The organism is Marinovum sp. PR37 (assembly GCF_028807375.1).
Lineage (GTDB): Bacteria > Pseudomonadota > Alphaproteobacteria > Rhodobacterales > Rhodobacteraceae > Marinovum > Marinovum algicola.
In genome coordinates this window covers 131,055-157,450 of record NZ_JARAML010000005.1, presented here as the reverse complement: position 1 = coordinate 157,450, position 26,396 = coordinate 131,055, and the positions used below count along the sequence as shown (strand labels likewise).

General features: G+C 66.0%; 24 protein-coding genes and 1 pseudogene. 12 read left to right on the top strand and 13 right to left on the bottom strand.

Going from position 1 to position 26,396, the window contains the following annotated elements:
* Positions 1–30: 30 nt before the first annotated feature.
* From PVW49_RS06435 to PVW49_RS06420, 4 genes are all read left to right on the top strand, one after another.
* A complete protein-coding gene (locus tag PVW49_RS06435; RefSeq protein ID WP_048529802.1) occupies positions 31–1,683 on the top strand; it encodes a BCCT family transporter in 1,653 nt (550 codons plus the stop codon).
* Positions 1,684–2,014: 331 nt separating this feature from the next.
* Complete coding sequence (locus PVW49_RS06430; protein WP_048529801.1) at positions 2,015–2,515, top strand: YbjN domain-containing protein; 501 nt, start codon at positions 2,015–2,017, stop codon at positions 2,513–2,515.
* Positions 2,516–2,549: 34 nt separating this feature from the next.
* Positions 2,550–3,365: a pyrroline-5-carboxylate reductase gene (gene proC, locus PVW49_RS06425; RefSeq protein WP_274590150.1), complete on the top strand. Its 816-nt coding sequence runs from the start codon at positions 2,550–2,552 to the stop codon at positions 3,363–3,365.
* Complete coding sequence (locus tag PVW49_RS06420; RefSeq protein WP_048529799.1) at positions 3,358–3,696, top strand: tRNA-binding protein; 339 nt, start codon at positions 3,358–3,360, stop codon at positions 3,694–3,696. The genes proC and PVW49_RS06420 overlap by 8 nt, the downstream gene beginning before the upstream one ends.
* Positions 3,697–3,815: 119 nt before the next feature.
* Here PVW49_RS06420 and gltX read toward each other — a convergent pair whose 3' ends face one another.
* Together gltX and PVW49_RS06410 are read right to left on the bottom strand one after the other, a co-directional pair.
* Complete coding sequence (gene gltX / locus PVW49_RS06415; protein WP_274590149.1) at positions 3,816–5,138, bottom strand: glutamate--tRNA ligase; 1,323 nt, start codon at positions 5,136–5,138, stop codon at positions 3,816–3,818.
* A 122-nt stretch (positions 5,139–5,260) separates the two neighbouring features.
* Complete coding sequence (locus PVW49_RS06410; RefSeq protein ID WP_274590148.1) at positions 5,261–5,695, bottom strand: DUF1801 domain-containing protein; 435 nt, start codon at positions 5,693–5,695, stop codon at positions 5,261–5,263.
* Positions 5,696–5,786: 91 nt separating this feature from the next.
* Between PVW49_RS06410 and PVW49_RS06405 the strand changes: the two genes are divergently transcribed.
* Positions 5,787–6,710: an MBL fold metallo-hydrolase gene (locus tag PVW49_RS06405; RefSeq protein WP_274590147.1), complete on the top strand. Its 924-nt coding sequence runs from the start codon at positions 5,787–5,789 to the stop codon at positions 6,708–6,710.
* 63 nt (positions 6,711–6,773) lie between these two features.
* Here the strand turns inward: PVW49_RS06405 and PVW49_RS06400 are convergent, their stop codons facing one another.
* Positions 6,774–7,325 carry a 2OG-Fe(II) oxygenase gene (locus tag PVW49_RS06400; RefSeq protein WP_274590146.1) on the bottom strand — a complete coding sequence of 184 codons (552 nt, stop codon included), beginning with the start codon at positions 7,323–7,325 and terminating at the stop codon, positions 6,774–6,776.
* Positions 7,326–7,506: 181 nt separating this feature from the next.
* Here PVW49_RS06400 and PVW49_RS06395 point away from each other — a divergent pair, with 181 nt between their 5' ends.
* Genes PVW49_RS06395 through PVW49_RS06385 form a run of 3 tightly spaced genes read left to right on the top strand, consistent with a single transcriptional unit; the run spans position 7,507 to position 9,531 of the window.
* The gene (locus PVW49_RS06395) at positions 7,507–8,457 is read left to right on the top strand and encodes a 1-phosphofructokinase family hexose kinase (protein WP_048529790.1); all 951 of its coding nucleotides are present in this window, start codon (positions 7,507–7,509) and stop codon (positions 8,455–8,457) included.
* Positions 8,454–8,840 carry a metallopeptidase family protein gene (locus tag PVW49_RS06390; RefSeq protein WP_274565685.1) on the top strand — a complete coding sequence of 129 codons (387 nt, stop codon included), beginning with the start codon at positions 8,454–8,456 and terminating at the stop codon, positions 8,838–8,840. The genes PVW49_RS06395 and PVW49_RS06390 overlap by 4 nt, the downstream gene beginning before the upstream one ends.
* 40 nt (positions 8,841–8,880) lie before the next feature.
* Entirely contained in the window at positions 8,881–9,531 is a 651-nt protein-coding gene (locus PVW49_RS06385) for an SGNH/GDSL hydrolase family protein (protein ID WP_274590145.1), read from the top strand.
* 18 nt (positions 9,532–9,549) lie between these two features.
* On the opposite strand, the gene PVW49_RS06380 is transcribed toward PVW49_RS06385, so the two are convergent.
* The gene (locus PVW49_RS06380) at positions 9,550–11,208 is read right to left on the bottom strand and encodes an NAD+ synthase (RefSeq protein ID WP_274590144.1); all 1,659 of its coding nucleotides are present in this window, start codon (positions 11,206–11,208) and stop codon (positions 9,550–9,552) included.
* A 319-nt stretch (positions 11,209–11,527) separates the two neighbouring features.
* On the opposite strand from PVW49_RS06380, the gene PVW49_RS06375 reads away from it, so the two are divergent.
* Positions 11,528–12,985 carry an MORN repeat-containing protein gene (locus tag PVW49_RS06375; protein ID WP_274590143.1) on the top strand — a complete coding sequence of 486 codons (1,458 nt, stop codon included), beginning with the start codon at positions 11,528–11,530 and terminating at the stop codon, positions 12,983–12,985.
* Between the two features lie 349 nt (positions 12,986–13,334).
* Entirely contained in the window at positions 13,335–14,906 is a 1,572-nt protein-coding gene (locus PVW49_RS06370) for a 2-isopropylmalate synthase (RefSeq protein ID WP_048529783.1), read from the top strand.
* A 100-nt stretch (positions 14,907–15,006) separates the two neighbouring features.
* Here the strand turns inward: PVW49_RS06370 and PVW49_RS06365 are convergent, their stop codons facing one another.
* The 3 genes from PVW49_RS06365 to PVW49_RS06355 all read right to left on the bottom strand — a co-directional run bounded on the left by PVW49_RS06365 (position 15,007) and on the right by PVW49_RS06355 (position 18,196).
* Positions 15,007–16,272: an ABC transporter permease gene (locus PVW49_RS06365; RefSeq protein ID WP_274590142.1), complete on the bottom strand. Its 1,266-nt coding sequence runs from the start codon at positions 16,270–16,272 to the stop codon at positions 15,007–15,009.
* The gene (locus tag PVW49_RS06360) at positions 16,269–17,075 is read right to left on the bottom strand and encodes a taurine ABC transporter ATP-binding protein (protein ID WP_048529778.1); all 807 of its coding nucleotides are present in this window, start codon (positions 17,073–17,075) and stop codon (positions 16,269–16,271) included. The genes PVW49_RS06365 and PVW49_RS06360 overlap by 4 nt, the downstream gene beginning before the upstream one ends.
* A 110-nt stretch (positions 17,076–17,185) precedes the next feature.
* Positions 17,186–18,196 carry a taurine ABC transporter substrate-binding protein gene (locus PVW49_RS06355; RefSeq protein ID WP_274590141.1) on the bottom strand — a complete coding sequence of 337 codons (1,011 nt, stop codon included), beginning with the start codon at positions 18,194–18,196 and terminating at the stop codon, positions 17,186–17,188.
* Between the two features lie 375 nt (positions 18,197–18,571).
* Between PVW49_RS06355 and PVW49_RS06350 the strand changes: the two genes are divergently transcribed.
* Together PVW49_RS06350 and pdxR are read left to right on the top strand one after the other, a co-directional pair.
* Complete coding sequence (locus tag PVW49_RS06350) at positions 18,572–19,966, top strand: aminotransferase family protein (RefSeq protein WP_274565689.1); 1,395 nt, start codon at positions 18,572–18,574, stop codon at positions 19,964–19,966.
* Positions 19,967–20,233: 267 nt separating this feature from the next.
* Complete coding sequence (pdxR, locus tag PVW49_RS06345) at positions 20,234–21,700, top strand: MocR-like pyridoxine biosynthesis transcription factor PdxR (RefSeq protein ID WP_274590140.1); 1,467 nt, start codon at positions 20,234–20,236, stop codon at positions 21,698–21,700.
* A gap of 71 nt (positions 21,701–21,771) precedes the next feature.
* Here the strand turns inward: pdxR and PVW49_RS06340 are convergent, their stop codons facing one another.
* The 6 genes and pseudogenes from PVW49_RS06340 to PVW49_RS06315 form a co-directional block, all read right to left on the bottom strand.
* On the bottom strand, positions 21,772–22,008 hold the full coding sequence (locus PVW49_RS06340; RefSeq protein ID WP_048529770.1) for a hypothetical protein: 237 nt from the start codon (positions 22,006–22,008) through the stop codon (positions 21,772–21,774).
* Positions 22,008–22,922, bottom strand: a complete 915-nt coding sequence (gene fmt, locus PVW49_RS06335) for a methionyl-tRNA formyltransferase (RefSeq protein ID WP_274590139.1) — start codon at positions 22,920–22,922, stop codon at positions 22,008–22,010. The genes PVW49_RS06340 and fmt overlap by 1 nt, the downstream gene beginning before the upstream one ends.
* Positions 22,919–23,410, bottom strand: coding sequence for a peptide deformylase (gene def, locus PVW49_RS06330; RefSeq protein ID WP_048529766.1), 492 nt, complete (start codon positions 23,408–23,410; stop codon positions 22,919–22,921). Before def (PVW49_RS06330) ends, fmt begins: the two co-directional genes overlap by 4 nt.
* A 104-nt stretch (positions 23,411–23,514) precedes the next feature.
* The gene (gene def / locus PVW49_RS06325) at positions 23,515–24,036 is read right to left on the bottom strand and encodes a peptide deformylase (RefSeq protein ID WP_048529763.1); all 522 of its coding nucleotides are present in this window, start codon (positions 24,034–24,036) and stop codon (positions 23,515–23,517) included.
* A 40-nt stretch (positions 24,037–24,076) separates the two neighbouring features.
* Positions 24,077–25,495 (bottom strand): FAD-binding oxidoreductase, encoded by a 1,419-nt coding sequence (locus PVW49_RS06320; protein WP_074834300.1) that lies wholly within the window; start codon positions 25,493–25,495, stop codon positions 24,077–24,079.
* A gap of 44 nt (positions 25,496–25,539) precedes the next feature.
* Positions 25,540–26,367, bottom strand: a pseudogene (locus PVW49_RS06315) (MBL fold metallo-hydrolase).
* Positions 26,368–26,396: the final 29 nt, after the last annotated feature.

The following is a 26,396-nucleotide window of genomic DNA, read 5'->3' as shown; positions in this document are numbered from 1 at the left end:
CCGGAACCGACACTACAAGGGGACTGTCCAATGACAGACATAAACACCGATCAGGGTATCCCCGCGCCAGAGGGCGCGGCGGATATCATCGAAACCGATTACGAGATCGGGCAGGACAATATCGAGACCAAAATGGGCCCGATCGGCCTCGATATCCACAATCCTGTCTTTCTGATCTCGGGCCTCTCTATCGTCGCCTTTGTGGCCTACGCCCTGGTGGCGCCGGGTCAGGCCGGTGAATTCTTTGGCTGGCTGCGCCCGGCGCTGACCTCCAACTTCGACTGGTTCTTCCTCTGGTCGGCCAATATCTTCGTGCTCTTCTGCCTGTTCCTGATCGTCTCGCCCTGGGGCTCGGTGCGGCTCGGCGGCCGGGACGCCACGCCCGATTATGGCTATCCGGGATGGTTCGCCATGCTCTTTGCTGCCGGCATGGGCATCGGCCTGATGTTCTTTGGCGTGCTCGAGCCGGTCTATTACTTCGGCACCCCCTGGGGCGACGAGCCGCTGGGCGTGGTGCGGCCCTTTACCGAGGACGGCGCCCTGATCGAGGAAAACGTCGCCGAAGCGCGCCGCATGGCCCTGGCCGCCACCTCCTATCACTGGGCATTGCACCCCTGGGCGATCTATGCCGTGGTGGCGCTGGCCCTGGCGCTCTTTACCTACAACAAGGGCCTGCCGCTCACCATCCGCTCGGCCTTCTACCCGATCTTTGGCGAACGGGTCTGGGGCTGGACCGGCCATATCATCGACACCCTGGCCGTCTTCGCCACGCTCTTCGGCCTCGCCACCTCGCTGGGCTTTGGAGCGCAGCAGGCGAACGCCGGGCTGGAATATGTCTACGGCCTCCCCAACAGCATCACCGTGCAGGTGATCCTGATCATCGCGATCACCGCGGTGGCGCTGATCTCGGTGCTGCGCGGGCTTGACGGCGGCGTCAAGGTGCTCTCCGAGATCAACATGGTGATTGCCCTTCTGCTGCTGGTCTTTGTGCTTGTCGCTGCCGGCGCCGGCACCATCCTGTCGGAATTCGGCCGTGGCATCCTCGCCTATTTCCAGGAGGTCATTCCGCTGTCCAACCCGCATGGCCGTGAAGACACCGGCTACATGCAGGGCTGGACCGCCTTCTACTGGGCCTGGTGGATTTCCTGGTCCCCCTTCGTCGGCATGTTCATCGCCCGGGTCAGCCGTGGCCGCACGGTGCGCGAATTCGTCACCTGTGTGCTGATCATCCCGTCTTTCGTCTGCCTTCTGTGGATGGCGGTGTTCGGCGGCGCGGCCATCGAACAGGTCATCGCCGACCCCGCGGGCAGCGCCGTCAAGGCGCAGGTGATCGACAGCTACAACCCGCCCCTGTCGCTGTTTGCGATGCTCGAAGGACTGCCCTTTGCCGCCATCACCTCGACCATCGGCATCATTCTGGTGATCGTCTTCTTCGTCACCTCGTCCGACAGCGGCTCGCTGGTGATCGATACGATCACCGCCGGCGGCAAGGTCGATGCGCCGATGCCGCAACGGGTGTTCTGGTGCACCTTCGAAGGGCTGGTGGCGATTGCGCTGCTGATCGGCGGCGGGCTCGGCGCGCTTCAGGCGATGGTGATCTCGACCGGGTTGCCCTTCACGGTGATCCTGCTGCTGATCTGCGTGGCCATCATCAAGGGCCTGAGAGCCGAACCGCGCGGCTGATCGTTGCCTGTTGCAGGCCCCGGCGTGACCGGGGCCGATGCGCCCCCGCAGGAACCTGCGGGGGCGTTCTTGTTTCCGGGTCGAAATCCGCGACACACCGCGCAGGCCGGGGTTATCAACACCGACAGGTCAGTCTGTGCATTCTTTTAGTACCCAATGGCATTCCATCCACAACTTATTGCGGGTGTCACCGAAATATCGCTTTACTTGAGACAGGCCTCCCGTCACCATATCAAGTAGGGGCAGCGGAAAAGCCCACCGCCCCTAGAGCAGGCACCTAGCGCTTGGGGCGCTGCCACCCCCTCGCGCTACCAAAACAAAGAGGTGGCGCATGGCACTTTCCGAGCAATACCTGGAGGACGATCTCCACCCGATCGACATCGTCGAACATATCGCCGACCACAACGATTGGGATTTCGACCGCATCCACGATGACCAGATCGCCATGGCGGTCGAAGGCCAGTGGCGGACCTATTCCATCACCCTGGCCTGGTCGGCCTATGACGAGACGCTGCGGCTGATTTGCAGCTTCGAGATGGAGCCGCCCGAGGACAAGACCCCGCAGCTTTGCGAGGCGATCAACGCGATCAACGACCAATGCTGGGCCGGCGCCTTCACCTGGTGGGGCGAGAACCAGCTGATGGTCTATCGCTACGGCTTGGTACTGGCCGGCGGACAGGTCGCCAGCCCGGAACAGATCGACACGATGATCAGCGCCGCGGTGATGAGCGCCGAGCGCTATTACCCGGCCCTGCAACTGGTGGTCTGGGGTGATCGCAGCCCGAAAGAGGCGCTTCAGGTTGCCATTGCAGAGGCCTACGGCCGCGCGTAACACTCGCCCCCGAATGCAAGGACAGGAGGGGGCAATGACCTCAGAGGATCTGGCCGAACGCGGCTTGGTGTTGTTGGGCTGCGGCAAGATGGGATCGGCGATGCTGCAAGGGTGGCTGACCGATGGCCTGCCCGCCACGTCGGTGCATGTGATCGATCCCTATCCGTCCGACTGGTTGCAGGCCCAGGGCGTCCATATCAACGCCGAGCTGCCCGCCGCACCCGCCATCGTGCTGATCGCCGTCAAGCCGCAGATGATGGGCGACGCCCTGCCCGCGATCAAGGCCATGGCCACCGGCAAGACGCTGTTTGTCTCGGTCGCCGCAGGCGTCACCCTGGCGACCTATGAAGAGATGCTGGGCGCCGACAATCCGATCATCCGCGCCATGCCCAACACCCCTGCCGCCGTCGGTCGCGGCATCACCGCGCTGATCGGCAACCGCAAGGTCTCCGAAGCGCAGATGGTCCTGGCCGAAAGCCTGTTGCAGGCGGTGGGTCAGACCGTGCGGCTCGACAACGAAGGCCAGATGGATGCGGTGACCGGCGTCTCCGGCTCCGGTCCGGCCTATGTCTTTCACCTGATCGAGACTCTGGCCGCCGCCGGCGAGGCCCAGGGCCTGCCGGCCGAGCTGGCGATGAAACTGGCGCGCGCCACGGTCGGCGGTGCCGGCGTGCTGGCCGAAGCGGCCGAGGAAAGCCCGGCACAGCTGCGCAAGAACGTGACCTCGCCCAATGGTACCACCCAGGCCGCGCTCGAGGTGCTGATGGACGCAGAGACCGGTTTTCCGCCCTTGCTCGCGCGCGCCGTCGCGGCAGCAACCACCCGTTCGAAGGAGTTGAGCGATGGCTGAAATCAGTTTCGACGATTTCCTCAAGGTCGACATCCGCGCCGGCACCGTGCTGCGCGCCGAACCCTTTCCCGAGGCGCGCAAGCCGGCGTTCAAGCTCTGGATCGATTTCGGCCCCGAGATCGGCGAAAAGAAGACCTCGGCGCAGATCACCGATCATTACGCGCCGGACGCCCTCGTCGGGCGGCAGGTCATGGCGGTGGTCAACTTCCCGCCGCGCCAGATCGGGCCTTTCATGTCCGAGGTGCTGACCCTCGGTCTCAGCGACGACACCGGCGGCATCATCCTGCTCGCCCCCGACCAACCGGTCGCCAACGGCCAGCGGATGCACTGAGCTCAGACGCGCCGCCGCCCCGGCCTTGGCACCGGGGCCTCACGGCGGCGGCCCGGAAGGCGGATGAGGGATGAGGCCCCGGATCAGGTCCGGGGCGGGAAGCAGCGTAGGGCGGCGTCTCAGCGCGCCTTGACCACCTGCAACAGCGGCATCACGTCCGACATGTCCGGCCCGCGCTCCATGCCGGTCAGCGCCTTGCGGAGCGGCATGAAGAGCCCCCGGCCCTTGCGCCCGGTGGCGGCTTTCACAGCGCCGGTCCAGGCACCCCAGGTCTCGCCGTCGAACGGGCCCTCGGGCAGCAGCGCCATGGCCTCGGCCACAAAGGCCGCGTCTTCCTCGGCGATCACCGGCTCGGCGCCGTCGCGGAACATCTCCCACCAGGCTTTCAGCTCGCCCTTGGTCGAGATATTCTCCCGCGTTACCGTCCAGAAGCGCTCGGCCAGGGCATCGGGCACGCCCAGCGCCCGGATGTCTTCGGCGACATCGGCATAGGCCAGCGTCTGAAGAAACCGGCCGGTCAGCGGATAGAGGTCCTGCTCGTCGAACTTGGTCGGCGCCGAGCCGAATTTCGACAGATCGAAGCCCTCGATCAGCTCGGCCATCTCGGTGCGAAGCTCCACCGGGTCGGAGGAGCCCAGTCGCGCCATCAGCGACAGCAGCGCCATCGGCTCCACCCCGCGCGCCCGCAGGTCACGCAGGCTCAGCGTGCCGAGACGTTTCGACAGTGCCTCGCCCTGCGGCCCGGTCAGAAGCGAATGGTGGGCGAACTCCGGCGGCGTGCCGCCCAGCGCCTCGATGATCTGGATCTGCGTCGCGGTATTGGTCACATGGTCCGAACCGCGCACCACATGGGTCACCCCCATCTCGGTGTCGTCGACCACCGACGCCAGGGTATAGAGCATCTGTCCGTCCTGCCGGATCAGCACCGGGTCCGAGACCGAGGCGGCATCGATCGAGATTGGCCCGAGAATGCCGTCGGACCATTCGATCCGTTCCTGATCGAGCTTGAAGCGCCAGACCCCCTGGCCGCGCTCTTCCCTCAGCCGGTCCCTGTCGGCCTCCGACAGCCCCAGCGCCGCGCGGTCATAGACCGGCGGCTTGCCCATGTTGAGCTGTTTCTTGCGCTTGAGGTCGAGTTCGGTGGGCGTCTCGAACGCCTCATAGAACCGGCCTTTCTGGCGCAGCGTCTCGGCGGCGGCCTCGTAGCGGTCAAGCCGTTCGGATTGCCGTTCCACCCGGTCCCAGGTCAGGCCCAGCCATTCCAGATCCTGCTTGATGGCGTCGACATATTCCTCTTTCGACCGCTCGGGATCGGTGTCGTCGATGCGCAGGATGAAGGTGCCGCCAGCCTTGCGCGCGATCAGCCAGTTGAACAGCGCGGTGCGCAGGTTGCCGATGTGGATATAGCCGGTGGGCGACGGGGCGAAACGGGTGGTGGTCATGGGGGTCTCCTGTTGGCTGAGCCTTTCCCATGATCCGCCGCGCTTGTCCAGCTTTCCCGCCCGCGCCACACCGCCCCCGGTAGGAACAGGTCAGCCGCGCAGCCTCCCCGCCTCAGGTCGTCTCAGCTCGGCTCCACCGGCCAATGCCCCTGTAGATCCCGCAGCCCGGCGCCGATCAGTTCGCCCAGGACCGCCAAGTCGATATCCGCCAGCTTGTTGACATAGAGGCAGGAAACCCCGGTCCTGTGCTTGCCCAGCCGCGCCAGGATGTCGCCGAAATCGGCATAACCCGGCATGATGTAGATCGACAGGGCGGTCTTGCGCGGGGCAAAGCCGGTGGCCAAGAAATCGCCCGCACGGCCGCTGTCGTAGACATAGTGGTAGCGGCCATAGCCGATGATGCTCGCGCCCCACATCTGCGGCTCAAAACCGGTCACCTCGCGAAACAGCGCATCCAGCGCCCGGGCATCGGCGCGCCGGCGCTCCGGGTGCACCTCTGCCAGAAATTCGCGCACCGAGGCGCCGGTCGGTTGCGTCTTGTTCTCGGCCTTGGCCATTCCGTCTCCCTTCCCGTCACGAAGCCGTGAGCGACGGAACAAGTTTTGCACAATGTGCTACATCTGTCCGCATATTACAGGGAGATATTGCATGACACCGAAACTGACCCGACGCGGCCTGCTGGCTTCGGCCGCCGCGACCCCTCTGGCCGGGCTTGCCGCCACAGGTGCCCGGGCGCAGACCGCGCAGCAGGGCATCAACACGGTTGATTTCCGCCGCGTGAAGCTGGGCGATTTCGAGGTGACGACGCTGCTTGCAGGCACCCGCGCCGTCCCCGATCCGCAGACCATCTTTGGCCTCAACGCCAGCGAAGAGGAGTTTGCCGCCGCCTCCGAGGCCGCCCATATCCCCACCGATCAGGCGCAATTCTTCTTTACGCCGACGCTGGTCAACACCGGCAGCGAACTGGTGCTCTTCGACACCGGGCTGAACCCCGCCGGCATCACCGCCGCGCTCGAGGCCGCCGGCCATGCGCCCGGGGACGTCGACGTGGTTGTCATCACCCACATGCATGGCGATCACATCGGCGGGCTGGCCGATGACAGCGGCGCCGCCACCTTTGGCAATGCGCGTTACGTCACCGGCGCCACCGAATTCGACCATTGGTCGAATGCCGGCAACGAGGGTTTCGAGGCCAAGGTGCGGCCGCTGGCCGAGCAGATGGAGATGATCTCGGGCGGCGACAGCGTGGCCTCCGGCATCGAGGCGATCGAGGCCTTCGGCCATACCCCCGGGCATATGGTCTATCGGCTGGAAAGCGGCGGGCAGAACCTGATCGTCGCCGCCGATTTCGCCAACCACTACGTCTGGTCGCTGGCCTATCCCGACTGGGAAGTGCGTTTCGACATGGACAAATCCGCCGCCGCCGCGTCCCGCAAGGAGCTGCTCGGGATGATGGCCGCCGACAAGCTGCCCTTCATCGGCTACCACATGCCCTTCCCGGCCATCGGCTATGTCGACATGCGCGACAGCGGCTATCACTACACGCCGATGAGCTATCAGCTGATGCTCTGAGCCCGCCTTGCGAGGTCATGGGCCGGCCTGACGAAAGGCCGGTCTGCATTGCCCCGGGCCCGCCTAGCGAAAGGCCGGCCCGTGCGCCCAGATGGTCAGCGACTGCCGCGCGCCGCGGGTCACCGGCGTCACCCGGTGCAGCAGGAAGGCGGGAAACAGCGTCGCTGTCCCGCAGGCCCGGTTGGCCGCCACCACATTGGCCGATGGCATCACCTCGAGCGTGCCGCCATCGTAGGCTTCGGCCCCGGCCAGTTGCACCACCATGGTCAGCTTGCGCCGCGCCGCGACCGGGCCGTCGCCGATATCCGCATGCCAGTCGAAATGGCCTCCGCGCTCGGCGCCATAGCGCGCCACCTGTGCGCTTTCGGCGAAATCCTGGAGATCGAAGCCAAAGACATCGCGGTTGGCGCTGCGCACCACATCGATGATGCGGTCCATCACCCATTCGGCGCCCGCCACCTCGTCGAGCCAGACCAGATCGGCGCGCCGCAGATTGTGATCGCGGGTCTGCCCCACGAGCCGCGCATCGCGCGCGTCGGCCGAAGCCGCGAGGGCCACGATTTCATTGCATTCGGCGGGCGAAAAGGCGCCCGCCACCTGATGGACTGCGATCATGTCGGCCTTCCGTTTACGGATCAGCGGTCGCCTTGCCCGGAATTTTCCCGGCCTGCGCCGCAAATTGCGACGCGGCGGGCGGAAAACGACAGAAATTTGCCCGCCAAGGGCTGGAAAACGCCGCCGGAGAATGAGACTGTGAGCGCTAACTGCGGCATGCCGCGCGCCCTTCGGAACCGAGATGCAGACCAATATCCTCACCATCACCCTCAACCCCGCCGTCGATTTCGCCACCTCGGCGCCGCGGGTCTATCCCGAGCACAAGCTGCGCTGCACCGATCCCAGCATCGATCCCGGCGGCGGCGGCATCAACGTCGCCCGCGCGGTGCAGATGCTGGGTGGCCATGCCACCGCGCTGATCGCCATTGGCGGCGCCACCGGCGCGCAGCTCCTGCAACTGCTGGCGCTCGAGGGCGTGCCGACCGTGGCCTTTCAGGGCCCGGGCGAGACACGGCTGAGCTTTTCGGTCACCGACCAAGCGGACAACCAGCAATACCGCTTTGTCCTGCCCGGCGACCCCTGGGGCGAGGAAGACGTCGCGCGGGGCCTTCGCAGCATCGACCAGGCGGCGGCGGACAATACGCTGGTTGTGCTGTCGGGCTCGCAGCCGCCCGGCGTGGCCAAGGAATTCCCCTCGATCCTCGCCGCCCATATCAAGGGCCGCAATGCGCAGATCATCGTCGACACCTCGGGCCCGGCGCTGTTTCAGCTCGCGCGCGAACCGCATGAGACGATCTTTGCCCTGCGCATGGACGGGCCGGAGGCCGAGGAATTGGCCGGCCGTTCGCTGCCGACCCGGGAAGACAGCGCCGAATTCGCCCGCACCCTGGTCGAGCGCGGCGTGGCCAAGAACGTCATCGTGGCGCGCGGCGCCGATGGCTCGGTGCTGTCCAGCGCCGACGGCGCCTGGCACGCGGTGGGCCCCAGGATCGAAGTGGTGAGCAAGGTCGGCGCCGGCGACAGCTTTGTCGGCGCCTTCGCGCTGGCGCTGGCGCGGGGCGAGCCGGTAGCCGATTGCCTCAAGGTCGGCGTCGTGGCGGCCGGGGCGGCCTGCACGACGCTGGGCACGCGGCTCTGTGAAAAGGCCACCGTCGACGCGCTTCTGCCGGACGCGGTGCTGACCCGGCTGTGAGCCCTGACGCAGAAACCTTTGAGCGGCTGGCGGCAGAGGCGATCGACGCCCTGCCGGCGCCTTTCGACAGGGCGGCGCAGGCGGTCATCGTGCAGGTCGTCGACTGGCCCCCCGACGAGATGCTGCGCGCCATGGGCATGCACGACCCGCTCGAGCTGACCGGGCTTTACGAGGGCATCCCGCTCACCGAGAAGTCGAGCTTCGACCAGCCGCTGACACCCGACATGATCTGGCTGTTCCGCGAACCGATCCTCGCCGAGTGGCGTGACCGGGGCAACGAGGAGCTTGGCGATCTGGTGCGTCACGTTCTGGTGCACGAGCTCGCACATCATTTCGGCTGGTCAGACGACGATATCGCCTTAATTGACAGATGGTGGGAGTGAGCGGCACTTCCGAAAGATCGTGAGGTGAAGGATGAAGCGCGTGCTGGTTTTTATGATGTTTCTGCTGCTGCCGGTCGTGGCGCAGGCCCAGGAGCGGATGCTGGTGATCGGCGATTCCATCCTCGCCTGGAACCGGCTCAACGGCAATTCCATCCCGCAGATCCTCGACCGGATGCCGCAGTATCAGGTGACCAGCCGCGCCTTTCCGGGGGCGGCCTTTTCGCATTCCGGCAACCTGCGCAGCATGCTCCAGCGCGAGATCCGGGCGCAATTGCCACGCGGCCAATGGGATGTGATCCTGCTCAATGGCGGGGCCAATGATCTGGCGCGGGAATGCGACTGCAACCGATGCGCCACGACGCTCGACCGCATGGTCAGCGCCGACGGGGCGCGCGGCGAGGTGCCGGCCTTTTTCGACCGGCTGCGGTCGCGGGCACAGCGCGTGGTGTGGATGGATTATTACCCCGGATCGGTGCGCGGCGGGCCGTTTGCCGCCTGTACCGACGAACTGGCGGAATATCAGACGCGGCTGTCCCGCGCCGCCGGGCGGCGGCCCTGGGTGACCTTTGTCGACGCCGGCGATGTCTATGATCCGCGCGATCTGTCGCTGTATTCGCGTGATCTGGTGCATCCGACACCCAGAGGCGGCGCGCGCATCGCCGGGCTGATCGCCCGGGCGCTGGCCCGCTGAGGCCGCGTCCGAGCGGGGTTACGACGGGTCGCGCCAGCCGTTGACCACCGGATAGCGCCGATCGAGCCAGAAGGCACGTTTGCTCAGCCGCGTGCCCGGCGCCGCCTGGAACCGCTTGTATTCACTGATATAGAGCAGGTGCTCCACCTTCTTGGCCGTGGCCCGGTCAAACCCCGCCGCGACGCAATCCTCGATCGAACCGTCCTGATCGACAAGGATCGTCAGCAGCGCGTCGAGCTCGGGGTAATCGGGCAGCGAATCGCTGTCCTTCTGGTCCGCGCGCAGCTCGGCCGAGGGCGGCTTGTCGATGATCGACACCGGGATGACCGCGCCCTCGGGCCCCTTCATCCAGTCGCGGTGGTTGGCGTTGCGCCAGCGGCATTGCTCGAACACCCGGGTCTTGTAGAGATCCTTGATCGGGTTGTAGCCGCCCGCCATGTCGCCATAGATCGTGGCATAGCCCACCGCGACCTCGGATTTGTTGCCGGTCGTCAGCAGCATCTCGCCGAACTTGTTCGAAAGGGCCATCAGCAGCAGCCCGCGCAGCCGCGACTGGATGTTTTCCTCGGTCAGCCCCGCTTCCGTGCCTTCGAAGAGCGGCGCCAGCGTGTTGGTGATCGCCGTCCGCCCCTCGGTGATCGGCACGAAATCGCAGCGGCAGCCCAGCCGTTCGGCCAGCGCCTTGGCATCGTCGAGCGAGCCCTGCGAGGTATATTCCGACGGCAGCATCACGCAGCGCACGTTCTCCGGCCCCAGGGCATCCGCCGCGATGGTCGCCACCAGCGCCGAGTCGATGCCGCCCGACAGCCCCAGCAGCACCTTCTTGAAGCCCGTCTTGCGCAGATAGTCGCGCAGCGCCAGCACCATGCAATAATAATCCTGCTCCCATTCGCCCGGATGCTGCGCCACCTCGGCCGGCACGATGCGCCAGCCGTCCGCCCCACGCGCAAGATCGACATGTGCCAGTCCGGCCTCGAATACCGGCATCTGAAACGCAATCTCGCCATGCGGGTTGATCCCGAAGGTGCCACCGTCGAAGACCTGATCGTCCTGTCCGCCGACACAGTTGAGATAGATCAGCGGCAGCCCGGTCTCGACCACCCGGCCCACCGCATGGCTCAGCCGCACGTCGAATTTGCCGCGGTAATAGGGCGAGCCATTGGGCACCAGCAGAAACTCGGCACCGGTCTCGGCATGGGTCTCGGCCACATCCGGATACCAGGCGTCCTCGCAGATCGGGCTGCCGATGCGGATCGGCCCCAGCGCATAGGGCCCGCCCATGGGCCCGGTGTCAAAGATCCGCTTTTCGTCGAACACCGTCTCGTTGGGCAGATGATGCTTGAGCTGGGTGGCGACGATCTCGCCGCCCTTGCAGATCAGATAGGCGTTGAAGAGCTCGGCGCCCTCGACCCAGGGCGCGCCCATGGCGATGGCCGGCCCATCGGCGCAATCCCGCGCCAGCGCCCGCACGGCCTCGATGGCGGCGGTGTGAAAGGCCGGCTTCATCACCAGATCCTGCGCATTGTAGCCGGTGATGAACATCTCGGGGAAGGCCACCAGATCGGCGCCCGCGGACTTGCCCGCCGCCCAGGCATCGCGCGCCAGCGCGGCATTGCCGGCGATATCGCCCACGGTCGGGTTGAGCTGTGCCAGCGTGATGCGGAATGTGTCGGCCATGTCCTGCCCCTTCGGTGTCATGCCTTCCCTTACCAGATCGACCGGCAGGGAAAAGACCTGCCACAGCCGGACCCCGGCAAAACCGCCCGCAGCACTCTGCCACCGGCGCAAACGCGCAAACTTCGGGCGCCGCCTCCCCTGCCCGGCCGGCCCGCCCTGCCCGGCGCGGCGCCGCCGTGATGGCGGCCGGCTGGCACGTCGGCCACCACTTCGTGAACAAACCCGTCAGATCAACCGCCTGCGATCAAAAGGCATTGTCTGCACTGGCCTGCTCCATTACCGTCCTCGGAAAGGACAGACCGGGGGCAAGTGGGGCCACATGAAGCAATCCATCCGCATCGCAGGCGTGACACTGGCACTTCTGGCCGCCTTGCCGGCCCTGTCACAGGATGGCGAGGTGCTGACCAAGCAATATGACGACGGCGGCGTCTACGAAGGCACCTTCCGCGACGGGCTTCAACATGGCGAAGGCAGCTACCGGCTGCCCAACGGCTATGAATACCGTGGCGAATGGGTGGCGGGCGAGATCAAGGGCAAAGGCGTGGCGCGCTTTCCCAACGGGTCGATCTATGAAGGTGAGTTTGCCAAGGGCAAGCCGCATGGGGTGGGCAAGATCACCTTTACCGACGGCGGCACCTATGAAGGCACATGGGCCGATGGCGAGATCACCGGCCAGGGCGTGGCGATCTATGCCAATGGCGTGCGCTACGAGGGCAGTTTCCGCAACGCCATGCACCACGGGCGCGGCGTGATGACCAGCCCCGGCGGCTATATCTACGACGGCGACTGGGTCAATGGCGTCAAGGAAGGCAATGCCACAATCTCCTATCCCGACGGCTCGACCTACGAGGGCCGGGTCTCGGACGGGCAGCGCGACGGTCAGGGCAAGCTGGTGATGATCGACGGGCTGATCTACGAGGGGCTCTGGCGCGAAGGCCAGATCTCGGGCGAAGGCAAGCTGATCCAACCCAACGGCGATATCTACGAAGGCGAGCTGGTGGCCGGCCGCCGCGAGGGCCAGGGCCGGGTGACCTATGCCAATGGCGACGTCTACGAAGGCAGCTTCCGCGACGACCAGCGCAACGGCAAGGGCGTGTTCACCGGTGAGGACGGCTATCGCTACGAAGGCGACTGGCAGGACGGCAAGATCCAGGGCGTGGGCACCGTGACCTATCCCGACGGCTCGATCTATGTCGGCCAGTTCCGCAACGATCTGGCGCATGGCCAGGGCAATATCACCTATCCCGACGGCTCCACCTACGAGGGCCAGTGGGTCGATGGGGTGATCGAGGGCGAGGGCCGCGCCACCTATCCCAACGGCCTGGTCTATGAAGGCGGCTTCCAGAACGCGCGCAACCATGGCTACGGCGTGATGACCTATGCCGACGGCTACCGCTACGAAGGCGAATGGGAACGCGGCCGGCGGCATGGCAAGGGCACCGCAACCTATCCCGACGGCACGGTCTATATCGGCCAGTTCGAAGACGGCCAGCGCCACGGTGAAGGCGAGATCTCGATGCCCGACGGCTTCAAATACATCGGCGACTGGAAGAACGGCGAGATCTCCGGCGAGGGCGTGGCGACCTATGCCAATGGCGATGTCTACGAGGGCACCTTCGTGGCCGGCAAGCGCCAGGGCGAGGGCACCATGCGGTATGCCGCCGGTCAGGAGGCCAGCGGCGAATGGAAGAACGGCGCCTTGATGCAGGCGGACGAGCCGGAGCCTGCGGCAGAAGAGAGCGCCGAGGACACACCGGACGCGCCGACTGCGGAGTGATCCGCTGCGCCTCCGGGGCCGTCCGCTCGAACTCCGGAGCGCCGCCAATTCCCGCGGTCGCGCCGATCAACGGCGCACGTGAGCGCATTTTGTCCGTCCTCGGCGGGCAAAATAGGCCGCCCGGCCCGCCAAACCCGGCAAAAAGACACTTTTCATTCGGAAACACCCGCGTATAGTCGCCTCATGTTGACCCGAGGCCATATCCCGACCCTGTCCCGCGCCCCCGGCGCGGCGCTGTCGCGCGGCCTGCTTCTCCTAATCCGCCTCTGAGCGTGCCGTCAGGCGCGACCGCTCAGAGGAGGCCCGTTCGCGCCCGAACCCCGGAGAAGATTTTTCAAGAGACGTGACCATGACCCAGACAGACAGAAACCGCGTGTTGATCTTCGACACGACCCTTCGCGATGGCGAGCAGAGCCCCGGCGCGACGATGACCCATTCGGAAAAGCTCGAGATAGCCGAACTGCTCGACGATATGGGCGTCGACATCATCGAGGCCGGCTTTCCGATCGCCTCCGAAGGCGATTTCGCCGCTGTTTCGGAGATCGCCCAGCGCTCGAAAAACGCGGTGATCTGCGGCCTCGCCCGGGCGCAGCTGCCCGACATCGACCGCTGTTTCGAAGCGGTGAAACAGGCCGCCCGGCCGCGTATCCACACCTTTATCGGCACCTCGCCGCTGCACCGCGCCATTCCCAACCTGTCGATGGATGAAATGGCCGAGCGCATCGAGCAAACGGTGAGCCATGCCCGCAACCTGACCGACAATGTGCAGTGGTCGCCGATGGATGCGACGCGCACCGAGTGGGATTACCTCTGCCGGGTGATCGAGATCGCCATCAAGGCCGGCGCCACCACGATCAACATCCCCGACACCGTGGGCTATACCGCGCCGCGCGAAAGCGCCGAGCTGATCCGCCGGCTGATCGAGACGGTGCCCGGCGCCGACGAGGTGGTCTTTGCCACGCATTGCCACAACGATCTTGGCATGGCGACGGCCAATTCGCTGGCCGCGGTCGAGGCCGGGGCGCGTCAGATCGAATGCACGATCAACGGGCTGGGCGAACGCGCCGGCAATACCGCGCTGGAAGAAGTTGTCATGGCGATGAAGGTCAGGAATGACATCATGCCGTTCCAGACCGGCATCGACAGCCGCAAGATCATGCATATCTCGCGCCGTGTCGCCACCGTCTCGGGCTTCAACGTCCAGTTCAACAAGGCCATCGTCGGCAAGAACGCCTTTGCCCATGAGAGCGGCATCCACCAGGACGGCATGCTCAAGAACGCCGAGACCTTCGAGATCATGCGCCCCGAGGATGTGGGCCTTTCGGGCACCTCGCTGCCGCTTGGCAAGCACTCGGGCCGCGCCGCCTTGCGCGCCAAGCTCAAGGAGCTGGGGGTCGACGTGGGCGACAACCAGCTTAAGGACATCTTCGTGCGGTTCAAGGAGCTTGCCGACCGCAAGAAAGAGGTCTTTGACGACGATATCCTGGCGCTGGTCTCGGCCACCACCGAAGGCAATGCCGATCAGTTGCAACTGGTCAACCTCAAGGTCGTCTGCGGCACCGGCGGCCCGGCGGAAGCGACGATCGAGATGGAGATCGGCGGCACGGAACACTCCGCGACCTGCCAGGGCGACGGCCCGGTCGATGCCGCCTTCAAGGCGGTGCGCGACCTGCACCCCAACACCGCGCGGCTTCAGCTTTACCAGGTGCATGCGGTGACCGAGGGCACCGATGCCCAGGCCACGGTTTCGGTCCGGCTGGAAGAGGATGGCATGATCGCCACCGGCCAGTCGGCCGATACCGATACGGTGGTGGCCTCGGTCAAGGCCTATGTGCAGGCCCTGAACCGGCTTCTGGTGCGGCGCGAAAAGCTCGGCCCCGGCGCCGATGCGCGCGAAATCAGCTACAAGGAGCTTGGCTGAGGCCCGGCGCCCGGCCCGAACTGGGGGGCCAGCCCCCCAGACCCCCCGGGATATTTCCGGCCAGAAGAAGCAGGGGGCCGGCGGCCCCGGGATCAGGCGGTCACGACCGCCCCTTCCAGGGCACCAGCACCCGCTCGGCCTTGCGCATCAGCATGTCGATGCCGAAGCCGATCACCCCGATCAGGATGATCCCCATCAGCACGATGTCGGTGAGCTGGAACTTCGAGGCCACCATGATCATCATGCCGGCGCCCTGTTCGGCGGCGACCAGCTCGGCGGCGACCACCGTCCCCCAGCAGACCCCCATCGCCACCCGCGCGCCGGTGAAGATCTCGGGCAGCGAGTTGGGCACGATCACATGTCGCATGATCTGCCATTTCGAAGCGCCCAGCGAATAGGCGGCATGCACCTTGGTGATGTTCACGCCGGAGACCCCCGACCGCGCCGCGATGGCCATGATCCAGAGCGCGGCGAGGAACAGCAGGATGATCTTGCCGGTCTCACCGATGCCGGCCCAGATGATCACCAGCGGGATCAGCGCCAGCGGCGGCACCGGCCGCATGAATTCGACGATCGGGTCGAACCAGCCGCGGAACCAGGCCGAGAGCCCCATGGCATAGCCCAGCGGGATGCCGACCAGCGCACCGGCGACAAAGCCCACCACCACGCGGAACAGCGAATAGCCCAGATGTTCCCAGAGCGTGCTGTCGCGGTAGCCGTCGCTGGCGATTTCGCCCAGGCGCTGCACCACCGCCTCGGGCGGCGGCAGCCAGATCGGCTCCATCTGCCAGCCCTTGGCAGGTTCAAAATTCAGCGTGCCTTTCTGCGACATGCCGACCCGGCCGAACTTGGTCAGCACCTCGCCGCCGGGCACGATGGGCTCGCCATTGACCGCCACCACCTGATGGCCTTGGTCACGGCCCTTTTCATCGTTGCGGTCGACCCGCATCAGGCCGGACCGCCAGGCGCCGATGGTATAGGCGTCGTTCTTGGCCCAGCCGTCGCCCGGATCGACCTCGGGCACCTCGGCGTCTTCGCCCACCGGATGCACCAGCACGGTGATCGTGGCCTCGTCGCGGCTGCCGTCGTCGGCCTCGGCGGTATAGGTCATCGTCGCCACGCCTTCGAACGGCCCCGGCGCATGCAGGAACCGGGGCAGCAGCGACGAGCCGGTGAAGGCGCCCCAGAGCAGAAAGATCGTCAGGATCGAGACCACGCTGGCGGTCCGGTTCGAAGTCACGGCGCTTTCGTCGCCGAAGGTCACCGTCTTGCGGGCGCTGTAGCCCTTGGCGGTCTGATCGACGATCAGCCGCACCAGAAAGAAGGAGCCCACGAAAATCGCGATATAGATCAGGAAGATGATCATTTCTCGTCCTCCGACCGGCCCATGATTTCCTCTTCCATGTCCCAGATCATGCCAAGGATCTCCTCGCGTCTTTCGGCGAATTCAGGGTGTTTCTTCACCTCGCGCAGATCCTGGCCGACGCCGAGATCGGCGAAAGGCAACCGGTATTCGCGGTGGATACGGCCCGGGCGCGGCGCCATGACAAGCAGGCGCTCGCCCAGCAACAGCGCCTCTTCGACCGAATGGGTGATCAGGATGATGGTCTTGCCGGTCTCCTTCCAGAGCTTGAGCACCAGCGATTGCATCTTTTCGCGGGTCAGCGCATCCAGCGCCCCCAGCGGCTCGTCCATCAGGATGACATCCGGGTCATTGGCCAGGCAGCGCGCCAGCGCCACCCGCTGCTGCATGCCGCCGGACAGCTCGTAGATCGCCTTTTCCTTGAAATCCTGAAGCCCGACGATATCCAGCAGGTGATCGACCTCGGCGCCGTATTCCTTTTCGCCCTGGCCTTTCATCCGCGGCCCGAAGCTCACGTTTTCGCGCACCGACATCCATTCGAAGAGCGCGCCCTGCTGGAATACCATGCCCCGTTCGGCATCGGGGCCGGTGACGTCATGGCCGTTGAGTTGTATCTCGCCCGAGGTCGGCGCCAGAAAGCCCGCGACGATGTTGAGCAACGTCGTCTTGCCACAGCCCGAAGGCCCCAGCACCGACATCAGCTCGCCTTCGGCCAGGTCCAGCGACACGTCCTTGAGCGCCTGCACGTGACTGCCGTTCGGCAGGTCGAAGCGCATCGACAGTTTTTCGATCATCAGTCCCGACATGGCCGGCCCTACTGCCCCTTATTGGTGGGGCCGCTCCCGGCGCCCTGCGGGCCTCTTTCGAAGCAAGCCGCAGGGGCACGCGGAGCGGCCCGGTCTCGTTGCCGTCAGGCTTACATGCCGCTGGCGGATTGCAGCGGTCCGGTGTTCACCGCATCTTCATAACTGTCGAGCGCGCTGTCGATCGAGCCGGCCTCGACAAAGACATCCGCCACGCCTTTCATGAACTCCTGCGCGCCGCCGCCCAGCCATTTCTCGCCGAGCTGTTCGTCGACCGGCGGGAAGATGAAGGTCGAGATCGTCGACATCGTCGCCTCCTCGTCCATACCGGCATCCTTGGCGATCACCGGCAGCATCTTGCCGCGGTTGGCCTCGTCGGCCCACATCGCATTGGCCTCGGCCGTCACCTGAAGAAAGGCCGCCACGGTGTCGGAATTCTCGGCCACCCAGGAGGCCGGGCCGGAGGTCACGTCGAAGACCAGGATGCCGAGCTCTTCCTTTTCCGCCCCGGTGAGCAGGGAATTGCCGTGCTCGAGCATGCGGCGCAGCGACCCGCCCCAGCCGCACGCCATGTCGACCGAGCCCTGGGCGATTGCCGCGGCGCCATCCGGCGGCGCCATGTCGACCACATCGAGCGAGCCGACGTCGACGCCGAAATGGCTCATCTGCTTGAGGAAACCGTAATGCGCCGCGGTGCCCAACGGCACGGCGACCTTCTTGCCCTCGAGTTCCGCCGCGCTCATCTTGTCGATTTCAAGGTCTTCGCGCACCACGCAGTTGTCGTTCTCGGAATAGCTCACCGCCACGTCGAGGATCTGAAGATCCTGCCCGGCCGAGGTTGCCACCACGAAGGGCGGCACGCCCTGGCTGACCGACATCTGCACATCGCCCGAGGCCATCGCCGCCGACATCGCGGTGCCGGTGTCGAAGCTCACCCAGTTGACCGGCATGCCCAGCGCCTCGTCATACATGCCTTCCTGCTTGGCGTATTGGAACGGCATCGGCCATTCGAGGAAATAGCCGACCGTGATGCCGCCGCTGTGGCTGCCGGCAAATCCGGCCTGCGCCGAGGCCATCAGCGCCGCGGCGGCGACTGTCCCCATAACCCGTCGTTTGATTGTCATGTCTTCAGCTCCCGTGTTGGTCCTGCCCTTTTGCGGGCATGTGATCTGCCGGTTGGCCCGGCCACGTCGCGGGTGGCCCGGACGTGGGCACAATCCGAGCGGAAATCCTGTCAGCGATCAACGAAAAACTTTGCGCGCCGAAAGGTGCCAAAGGGCTTGCGAAAACCGGCCTGAAAAATTTCTGGCGCGAATTCAGCGTCTTGCCGGATTGGCTCTGAATTCAGCCGTTGGCGAACTTTCCATTGGACTCAAGGACTGGCCGGATGTGGCCCTATCATTCGCCGTCTTTCGCGGCTTCCTTGACAGGGACGACGGCCCGGCTTCACCGGGCCCGTCGGCCGTTGTTTCTTGACCTCGAAAACAAAAGGTGACGCCATGGATGGCACTCTGAGCGCAAATGATATCAGCCGTGTTGTCGAGGCCGACAAGGCCCACATCTGGCATCACCTGACCCAGCACAAACCCTTCGAGACCTCCGATCCGCGGATCATCATCGAGGGCAAGGGCATCCACGTCTGGGATCAGCACGGCACCCGCCTGCTTGACGCGGTTTCGGGCGGCGTCTGGACGGTCAACGTCGGCTACGGCCGCGAGCGCATTGCCAATGCGGTGCGCGACCAGCTGGTCAAGCTGAACTATTTCGCCGGCTCCGCCGGGTCCGTGCCGGGCTCGCACTTCGCCGAGGCGCTGCTTGACAAGATGCCGGGCATGAGCCGGGTCTATTACTGCAACTCCGGCTCCGAGGCCAATGAAAAGGCCTTCAAGATGATCCGCCAGATCGCCCACAAGCGCCACGGCGGCAAGAAGCACAAAATCCTCTATCGCGACCGCGATTATCACGGCACCACGATCTCCTGCCTGTCGGCCGGTGGCCAGGACGAGCGTGGCGCGCAATACGGGCCTTATACCCCCGGCTTTGTCCGGGTGCCGCATTGCCTCGAATATCGCCGCCACGAACAGGACGGCGCGCCGGTCGAGAACTATGGCGAATGGGCCGCCGACCAGATCGAACAGGTGATCCTGCGCGAAGGCCCCGATACCGTCGGCGGCCTCTGCCTCGAGCCGGTGACCGCCGGTGGCGGCGTCATCACCCCGCCCGAGGGCTACTGGCAGAAGGTTCAGGAAATCTGCCGCAAATACGACATCCTGCTGCACATCGACGAGGTGGTCTGCGGCCTGGGCCGGACCGGCGAATGGTTCGGCTATCAGCACTACGGCATCCAGCCCGACATGGTCACCATGGCCAAGGGCGTGGCCTCGGGCTATGCCGCCATCGCCTGCCTTGTCACCACCGAGGATGTCTTTTCCCTCTTCAAGTCGAACGCCGCCGATCCGCTCGACTATTTCCGCGATATCTCGACCTTTGGCGGCTGCACCGCCGGGCCGGCGGCGGCGCTGGAAAACATGGCGATCATCGAAGAGGAAGGCCTGCTGGCCAATACCACCGCCATGGGCATGCATATGTTCGAGGCGCTGAGCGAGCTTGCCGACCGTCACCCGGTGATCGGCCAGGTCCGCGGCAAGGGGCTGTTCCTCGGCGCCGAACTGGTCGCCGACCGCGACAGCCGGCAGCCGGTGCCGGAGGCGCAGGTCGGGGCCGTGGTGGCCGATTGCGGCCGTCAGGGCGTGATCATCGGCGCCACCAACCGGTCGGTGCCGGGCTACAACAACACCCTGTGTTTCAGCCCCGCGCTGATCGCCAGCAAGGACAACATCGACGAGATCGTCAGCGCCGTCGACCAGGCCCTGACCCGCGTCTTCGCCGGCTGATCCGGCGCCCCGGGGAAGTCCCTCTCCGGTCTCCTGCTCCCCGGCCGGGACGGTTCGGCACGATCCCCGTCCTGGCTTCTCTTGGCCCGTAAATATTCCTGGGGGGAGGCCGCAGGCCCGGGGGGCAAAGCCCCCCTCCTCAAAAAAACTGCGGGCAAAGCCCCCCTCCCAAAAAACTGCGGGCCAAGCCCGCCTTGTCAAACCCCAAGGTCGCAGGTCGCCATCAGTCCAGATTGCACCCACCATAAAGCCAGTCTACCCTGGGACATGGCCGTCCCAGTCGAAGCCTTCTTTCTCGATCCGCATGCCCAGGGCACGCTTCAGGTGCGCATCCAGCAGATGATCGCCCAGGGCATCCTGTCGGGCCGGATCAGACACGGCGAAAAGCTGCCCTCGACCCGCAAACTGGCCCAGCACCTTGGGGTCAGCCGGATCACCGTGACGCTGGCCTATACCGAGCTGGTCGCCAATGACTACCTCGCGGCGCGCGGCCGGTCGGGCTATTTCGTCTCGGAAAACGCCCCCACACCGCCGCCCGCCTTTGCCGGTCCCGCGCCCAGCGCCGACCGGGTCGATTGGGCGCGTGCGCTGGGCCAGCGCTTTGCCCAGACCTCCGAGGTGACCAAGCCGCTCGACTGGAACCACTACAAATATCCCTTTGTCTACGGGCAGGCCGATCCGGGGCTGTTCGATCACGCCAACTGGCGGCTCTGCGCCCTGCGCGCGCTTGGCGGGGCGGATTTCCATGCGCTGACCTCGGATTACTACGATCAGGACGATCCCGAACTGATCGCCTTCATCGCCCGCCACACCCTGCCCCGGCGCGGCATCCAGGCCCGGCCGCAGGAGGTCCTCGTCACCCTGGGCGCGCAGAACGCGCTCTGGCTGGCGACCCAGGTGCTGCTGACCCGCGACCGGGTGGCGGCGATGGAAAACCCCGGCTATCCGGCGCTGCGCGACATGTTGCTTCAGGCACGCTGCCGGCTGGCGCCGGTCGAGGTCGATGCCGACGGGCTGCCGCCCGCGGCGCTGCCCGAAGAGACCGACGTGATCTTTGTCACCCCCAGCCATCAGGCGCCGACCTCGGCCACCATGCCGATGGCCCGGCGGCGGGCGCTGCTCGAAAGGGCCCGGGCGCTCGATGCGCTGATCGTCGAGGACGACTACGAATTCGAGATGGCCTATCCGACGGCCCCGCAACCGGCGCTGAAATCGCTCGACCGCGACGGCCGGGTGATCTACGTCGGCTCGTTTTCGAAATCGCTCTTTCCCGGCCTGCGACTGGGCTATCTGGTGGGCGACGAGACCTTTATCCGCGAGGTCCGCAGCCTGCGCGCCAGCGTGTTGCGCCATCCGCCGGGCCATGTGCAGCGCACCACCGCGCATTTCCTGGCGCTGGGTCATTACGACGCGTTGATGCGGCGCCAGGCCCGCGCCCTGCACCAGCGGCGCGAGGCGATGGAGGCGGCGATCACCGCCCAAGGGCTGGAGGTGGCCGGGCTGCCGGGGGTCGGCGGCTCGTCCTTCTGGCTGCGCGCGCCCGAGCGGATGGACACCATCCGCCTGTTCGAGCGTTTGCAGGAACAATCTGTGCTGATCGAGCCGGGGCACAATTTCTTTGCCGGCCCCTCGGTGCCACGCAATTTCTACCGGCTGGGCTATTCCTCGATCCCGGTGGCGCGGATTGCCGAAGGCATCGCGCTGGTGGCAAAGGCGGTCACGGCGCTGAGCTGATCCGCCCCCAGCTTATCCGCGGATAAGTGTATGAATAATAAGTTAATTTTCCCTGAACGCCCGGTAAGGTTCTAACGGCGCCAATGCGTCGGCACGATGATCAGCGCGCCGATCGACGAAGCGATGGCGTTGAGCCCGGGCGAGGCAAAGCCCAGGCCGAACATGATACGGACGAAATAGAACAGAAAGGCGCCACCGACGCAGATGATGATGCTCTGAAGATAGCCGTTGTGGGTAAACCCCGACTTTTCAGAAACATAGCCCACGATCCCTGCAATCACCACGGTGCCGATCAGAACCGGAAACATCAGCTTTCCCCCAGGACGGTCCCGCGCGGCAGTGCCATGCCGCGCAGAAAGGTTTCGGCGTCCTGCGCCGCCTTGCCCGCCCGTTGCAGGGTATGCAGCCGCAGCGCGCCGGTTCCGCAGGCGACGGTGATGTCGTCGTCGAGCAGCGTGCCGGGGGCGCCCTGCCCCCCCGTCAGCTCCGACATCAGAAGCTTGATGCGGGTGTCTCCCGCCGTGGTCCAGGCGCCGGGAAAGGGCGAAAGGCCGCGGATCTGGCGGTCGATCTCTTGCGCCGGGCGGGTCCAGTCGATGGCGGCCTCGGCTTTGTCGATCTTGCGGGCATAGGTCACGCCGGCGTCGGGCTGCGGCTCCGGCGTCAGGGTGTCGAGCCGGTCCAGCGCCTGCACGATCAGCCGGGCGCCCATGGCGCTCAGCCGGTCGTGCAACCGCGCGGTGGTGTCCTGCGGGGTGATGTCGGTGGCCTCGCGCAGCAGCACCGGGCCGGTGTCGAGCCCGGCCTCCATCTGCATGATGCAGACGCCGGTCTCGGCGTCGCCGGCCATGATCGCGCGGTGGATCGGCGCCGCCCCGCGCCAGCGCGGCAAGAGCGAGGCGTGGATATTCAGGCAGCCCCGGCGCGGCGCATCGAGCACCGCTTGCGGCAGGATCAGCCCATAGGCCACCACCACCGCGACATCGGCGTTCAAAGCGGCAAACTCCGCCTGTTCCTCCGCGCCCTTCAGCGACACCGGATGGCGCACCGCGAGGCCCAGCGCCACGGCGCGGGCATGGACCGGCGTCGGCCGGTCCTTCTTGCCACGGCCGGCCGGGCGTGGCGGCTGGCAGTAGACGGCGGCGATCTCGTGGCCGGCGGCGACCAGCGCGTCGAGCACCGGCACCGAGAAATCCGGCGTGCCCACGAAAACCACTCTCATGCCAGTTTCCTCGCCTTGCGGATCAGCATGTCGCGTTTGACCTTGCTCAGCCGGTCGAAATACATCCGGCCGTTCAGGTGGTCGATCTGGTGCTGCACCGAGGTGGCCCAGAGGCTGACGAAATCACGTTCTTCGATCTCGCCATGTTCGTTCAGGAAGCGCACGGTCACCGCGCGCGGGCGTTTGACCTTGGCCGAGACGCCGGGAAGATTGGGGCTGGCCTCCTCGTGTTCGCGCAACTGCACCGAGGCATGCAGCACCTCGGGGTTGGCCATGCGCACCACCTGGCCGCGCGTCTCCGAAGCATCGACCACCGCCAGCCGCACCATCTCGCCCAGTTGCGGCGCGGCGAGGCCGACGCCGGGCATCGCCTCCATCACCTCGATCATCTGCTCCCAGAGGATGCGGTGAGCCTCGGTGAGGTCACTCACCGGTTCGGCGGGGCTGCGCAGGCGCTTGTCGGGCCAGGGGATCACTTTGCGGGTCATGCACGCCGGGGTAAGCCAGCGTTGGGCGCCGGGCAAGGCGATTTGTCAACAAATCGCCGCCGATCCGTCAATGGATCGGCGTATCCCGACCCGGCTCGACGGTCTCACCCCGTCCGCGCCATCTCGCGCTTGAGCTTGACCATCTTGCGGGTGATCATCTGGCGCTTGAGCGGTTTGAGGTAGTCGATAAAGAGCTTGCCGTCGAGGTGGTCGATCTCGTGCTGCACACAGGTCGCCCAGAGCCCGTCCATGTCCTGTTCCTGCACCTTGCCGTCGCGGTCGAGCCAGCGCACGCGGACCTCGGCCGGGCGGGTGACCTCGGCGTATTGGTCGGGGATCGACAGGCAGCCTTCCTCGTAGACATTGAGGTCTTCGGAGGTGTCGATGATCTCGGGGTTGAACATCACCATCGGTTTCGGCGGCTGGGTCTCGTCCTTTTCGCAATCCATCACGATCAGCCGGTCCATCACGCCCACCTGCGGCGCGGCGAGGCCGATGCCGGGCGCGGCATACATGGTTTCGAGCATGTCGTCGGCCAGCGCGCGCAGATCGTCCGAGAGATCGGCGACAGGCGTGCAGAGCTTCTTGAGCCGCGGGTCGGGGTGGATGAGAATGGGCCGCTTCATGCCGGTGATCTAGTGCAGCTTCGGCAAAAGCGCAACGGTCTCAGCCGCGCAGCACCGCGCCCGGGTTCATGATGCCGTGGGGATCGAGCGCCGCCTTGATCGCGCGCATCGTCGCCAGCTTGGCCGGATCGCCATAGCGTTCGAGATCCGCCACCTTGAGCCGGCCAAGCCCGTGTTCGGCGCTGAACGAGCCGCCCATCTCGACGCAGAGATCATGCACCGCCCGGCTGATGGCGTCACGCTGCGCCGCATAGTCGGATTTGCTGCGGCCCGGGGCCGGAAAGACGTTGTAATGCAGGTTGCCGTCGCCCAGGTGACCAAAGCAGTTGACGCGAATATCGGCAAATTCCGCCAGCGCCTCCGGCGCCCTGGCGATGAAGTCGGGCACCAGGCTCAGCGGCAGGGCGATGTCATGCGAGGCAATGGCACCGATCATCCGGTTGGCGGTGGGGATCTCCTCGCGCACCGCCCAGAGCCCGGCGCGCTGGCCCTCGCTCTGGGCGATGACGCCATCGCTGGCCAGCCCCTGCTCCAGCGCTTCGGCAAAGATCGTCTCGAGCGCAGCTTCAGGCGCCTGTCCGGCGCTCAGGCCAAGCTCGATCAGCACCGTCCATTCGGGCCGTTCGGCAAAGGGCTGGCGCACCTGCGGCAGCATCTCGGCGAGGAAATCGAGCCCGGTGCGGTGGATCAGTTCGAAGGCCGAAACGCCTTCGCCGGCGATGTCGCGGGCCAGGGCCAGCAGGCGCAGGGCGGCCGCCGGGCTTTCGACGACGATCATCGCGGTGCCGGTGGCGGCGGGGCGCGGCGAGAGCTTGAGGCTGGCGGCGGTGATCACGCCCAGCGTGCCCTCGGCGCCCATTAGCAGGTGCTTGAGATCATAGCCGGTGTTGTCCTTGTGCAGCCGCCGCAGCCCGTTCCACAGGCTGCCGTCGGGCAGCACGGCCTCGAGCCCGAGACAGAGCGCGCGGGCATTGCCATAGCGCAGCACGTTGACGCCGCCGGCATTGGTCGACAGGCAGCCGCCGATCCGGGCGCTGCCTTCGGAGGCGAGCGACAGAGGGAACAGCCGGCCGGCCTCGGCTGCGGCGGTCTGGATATCGGCGAGGATGGCGCCGGCCTCGGCCACCAGCACGTTTTCCTCGGGATACAGCGCGCGGATGGCGGTCATCCGTTCGAGCGAGAGGATCAGCGCCGGCGGACCTTCGGGCTGGATTTGCCCGCCCACCAGCCCGGTGCCGCCGCCATACGGCAGCACGCCGACGCGGGCGGCATGGCAGGCGGCAACGATCTGCGCCACCTGCGCGGCCGTGCGCGGCAGCGCCACGAGGCCCGCCTGCCCCTGCCAGCGGCCGCGCGGTTCCTCGAGATAGCGCGGCTCGGCGGGGCGGAGCGTGCCCTCGGGCAGCGCGGCCGCAAGACGGTCGGCGAATCCGGCATCGGCCGGCAATAGATCGGTCATCGGGGTCTCCTTGGCCGCGTTCTAGCGCGTCGGCGCGGCAATGGCTATTCGTCGCGCAGCCAGGAGGGGCGCAGGATCACCACGGTGGGGCGATCCGGCAGGGTGGCGAGGCTGACCTCGATTTCCGAAGTGCCGGGCCGCTGGATGTCGAATTCGTCGGCCATGCCGGCGACAAAGCGTTCGACGCCGTAATCGGAGAACCAGTGCATCGGCAGGACGATCGAGGATTTCAGCCGTTTGAGGACGCGGATCATCACCGGCAGCGCGAGGGTCATGCCGCCGTCGACCGGCGCCATCACCACATCCAGCCGGCCCAGCGCGGCATATTGCAGGTCGTCGGGTTCATGGTGCAGGTGGCCGAGATGGCCGATGCAGAGCCCTTCGACCTCGAAGACGAAGATCGAATTGCCCTTCGGCTCGATGCCGGCGCCCGAGCGGATGTCGGTCGAGACATTGCGCACCACCATTTCGCCGAGATCGAGATAATGTTCGATGCCGCTGCCGAACGGCTCGCCCCACCCGCGCAGGGCATGCGGGATCGCCGGATCGGGCGCGCGGGTGAAATGCGAGGAATGGGCGTGGTTCATGGTGACCACATCGGGGATCATCGTGGTGGTGCCGATGAAGCCGGTGAAATCGGTCACGGCATTGAGCCCGCCGCGGGTGCGGATCAAAAAGGAGGCATGCTGAATGTACTGAATGCCGACCGTGTAATCGGGCAGCGGATCGGTTCAGGCGGCCTTGTGGACAAAGCTGATCCCCGGTGCGGCATCGGCGATGGCGATGCAATGCGAGGGCCGGCGGTCCTGCTGGGCCGAAGTGACGGTGGCGGCGGTGGCGAAGACCAGAAACGTCAAAAGAAATCGGAACATGGGGCATACCTCTCTGGCGCGAGGATAGC

What these genes read in the sequence shown, in the direction of transcription:
- def (WP_048529763.1), bottom strand. Translation starts at nt 24,036, where the DNA reads ATGAAGCGGCCCATTCTCATCCACCCCGACCCGCGGCTCAAGAAGCTC.
- PVW49_RS06350 (WP_274565689.1), top strand. Translation starts at nt 18,572, where the DNA reads ATGGATGGCACTCTGAGCGCAAATGATATCAGCCGTGTTGTCGAGGCC.
- PVW49_RS06395 (WP_048529790.1), top strand. Translation starts at nt 7,507, where the DNA reads ATGCAGACCAATATCCTCACCATCACCCTCAACCCCGCCGTCGATTTC.
- PVW49_RS06405 (WP_274590147.1), top strand. Translation starts at nt 5,787, where the DNA reads ATGACACCGAAACTGACCCGACGCGGCCTGCTGGCTTCGGCCGCCGCG.
- def (WP_048529766.1), bottom strand. Translation starts at nt 23,410, where the DNA reads ATGACCCGCAAAGTGATCCCCTGGCCCGACAAGCGCCTGCGCAGCCCC.
- PVW49_RS06355 (WP_274590141.1), bottom strand. Translation starts at nt 18,196, where the DNA reads ATGACAATCAAACGACGGGTTATGGGGACAGTCGCCGCCGCGGCGCTG.
- PVW49_RS06420 (WP_048529799.1), top strand. Translation starts at nt 3,358, where the DNA reads ATGGCTGAAATCAGTTTCGACGATTTCCTCAAGGTCGACATCCGCGCC.
- pdxR (WP_274590140.1), top strand. Translation starts at nt 20,234, where the DNA reads ATGGCCGTCCCAGTCGAAGCCTTCTTTCTCGATCCGCATGCCCAGGGC.
- PVW49_RS06340 (WP_048529770.1), bottom strand. Translation starts at nt 22,008, where the DNA reads ATGTTTCCGGTTCTGATCGGCACCGTGGTGATTGCAGGGATCGTGGGC.
- PVW49_RS06320 (WP_074834300.1), bottom strand. Translation starts at nt 25,495, where the DNA reads ATGACCGATCTATTGCCGGCCGATGCCGGATTCGCCGACCGTCTTGCG.
- proC (WP_274590150.1), top strand. Translation starts at nt 2,550, where the DNA reads ATGACCTCAGAGGATCTGGCCGAACGCGGCTTGGTGTTGTTGGGCTGC.
- PVW49_RS06365 (WP_274590142.1), bottom strand. Translation starts at nt 16,272, where the DNA reads ATGATCATCTTCCTGATCTATATCGCGATTTTCGTGGGCTCCTTCTTT.
- PVW49_RS06410 (WP_274590148.1), bottom strand. Translation starts at nt 5,695, where the DNA reads ATGGCCAAGGCCGAGAACAAGACGCAACCGACCGGCGCCTCGGTGCGC.
- gltX (WP_274590149.1), bottom strand. Translation starts at nt 5,138, where the DNA reads ATGACCACCACCCGTTTCGCCCCGTCGCCCACCGGCTATATCCACATC.
- fmt (WP_274590139.1), bottom strand. Translation starts at nt 22,922, where the DNA reads ATGAGAGTGGTTTTCGTGGGCACGCCGGATTTCTCGGTGCCGGTGCTC.
- PVW49_RS06435 (WP_048529802.1), top strand. Translation starts at nt 31, where the DNA reads ATGACAGACATAAACACCGATCAGGGTATCCCCGCGCCAGAGGGCGCG.
- PVW49_RS06370 (WP_048529783.1), top strand. Translation starts at nt 13,335, where the DNA reads ATGACCCAGACAGACAGAAACCGCGTGTTGATCTTCGACACGACCCTT.
- PVW49_RS06430 (WP_048529801.1), top strand. Translation starts at nt 2,015, where the DNA reads ATGGCACTTTCCGAGCAATACCTGGAGGACGATCTCCACCCGATCGAC.
- PVW49_RS06375 (WP_274590143.1), top strand. Translation starts at nt 11,528, where the DNA reads ATGAAGCAATCCATCCGCATCGCAGGCGTGACACTGGCACTTCTGGCC.
- PVW49_RS06380 (WP_274590144.1), bottom strand. Translation starts at nt 11,208, where the DNA reads ATGGCCGACACATTCCGCATCACGCTGGCACAGCTCAACCCGACCGTG.
- PVW49_RS06360 (WP_048529778.1), bottom strand. Translation starts at nt 17,075, where the DNA reads ATGTCGGGACTGATGATCGAAAAACTGTCGATGCGCTTCGACCTGCCG.
- PVW49_RS06400 (WP_274590146.1), bottom strand. Translation starts at nt 7,325, where the DNA reads ATGATCGCAGTCCATCAGGTGGCGGGCGCCTTTTCGCCCGCCGAATGC.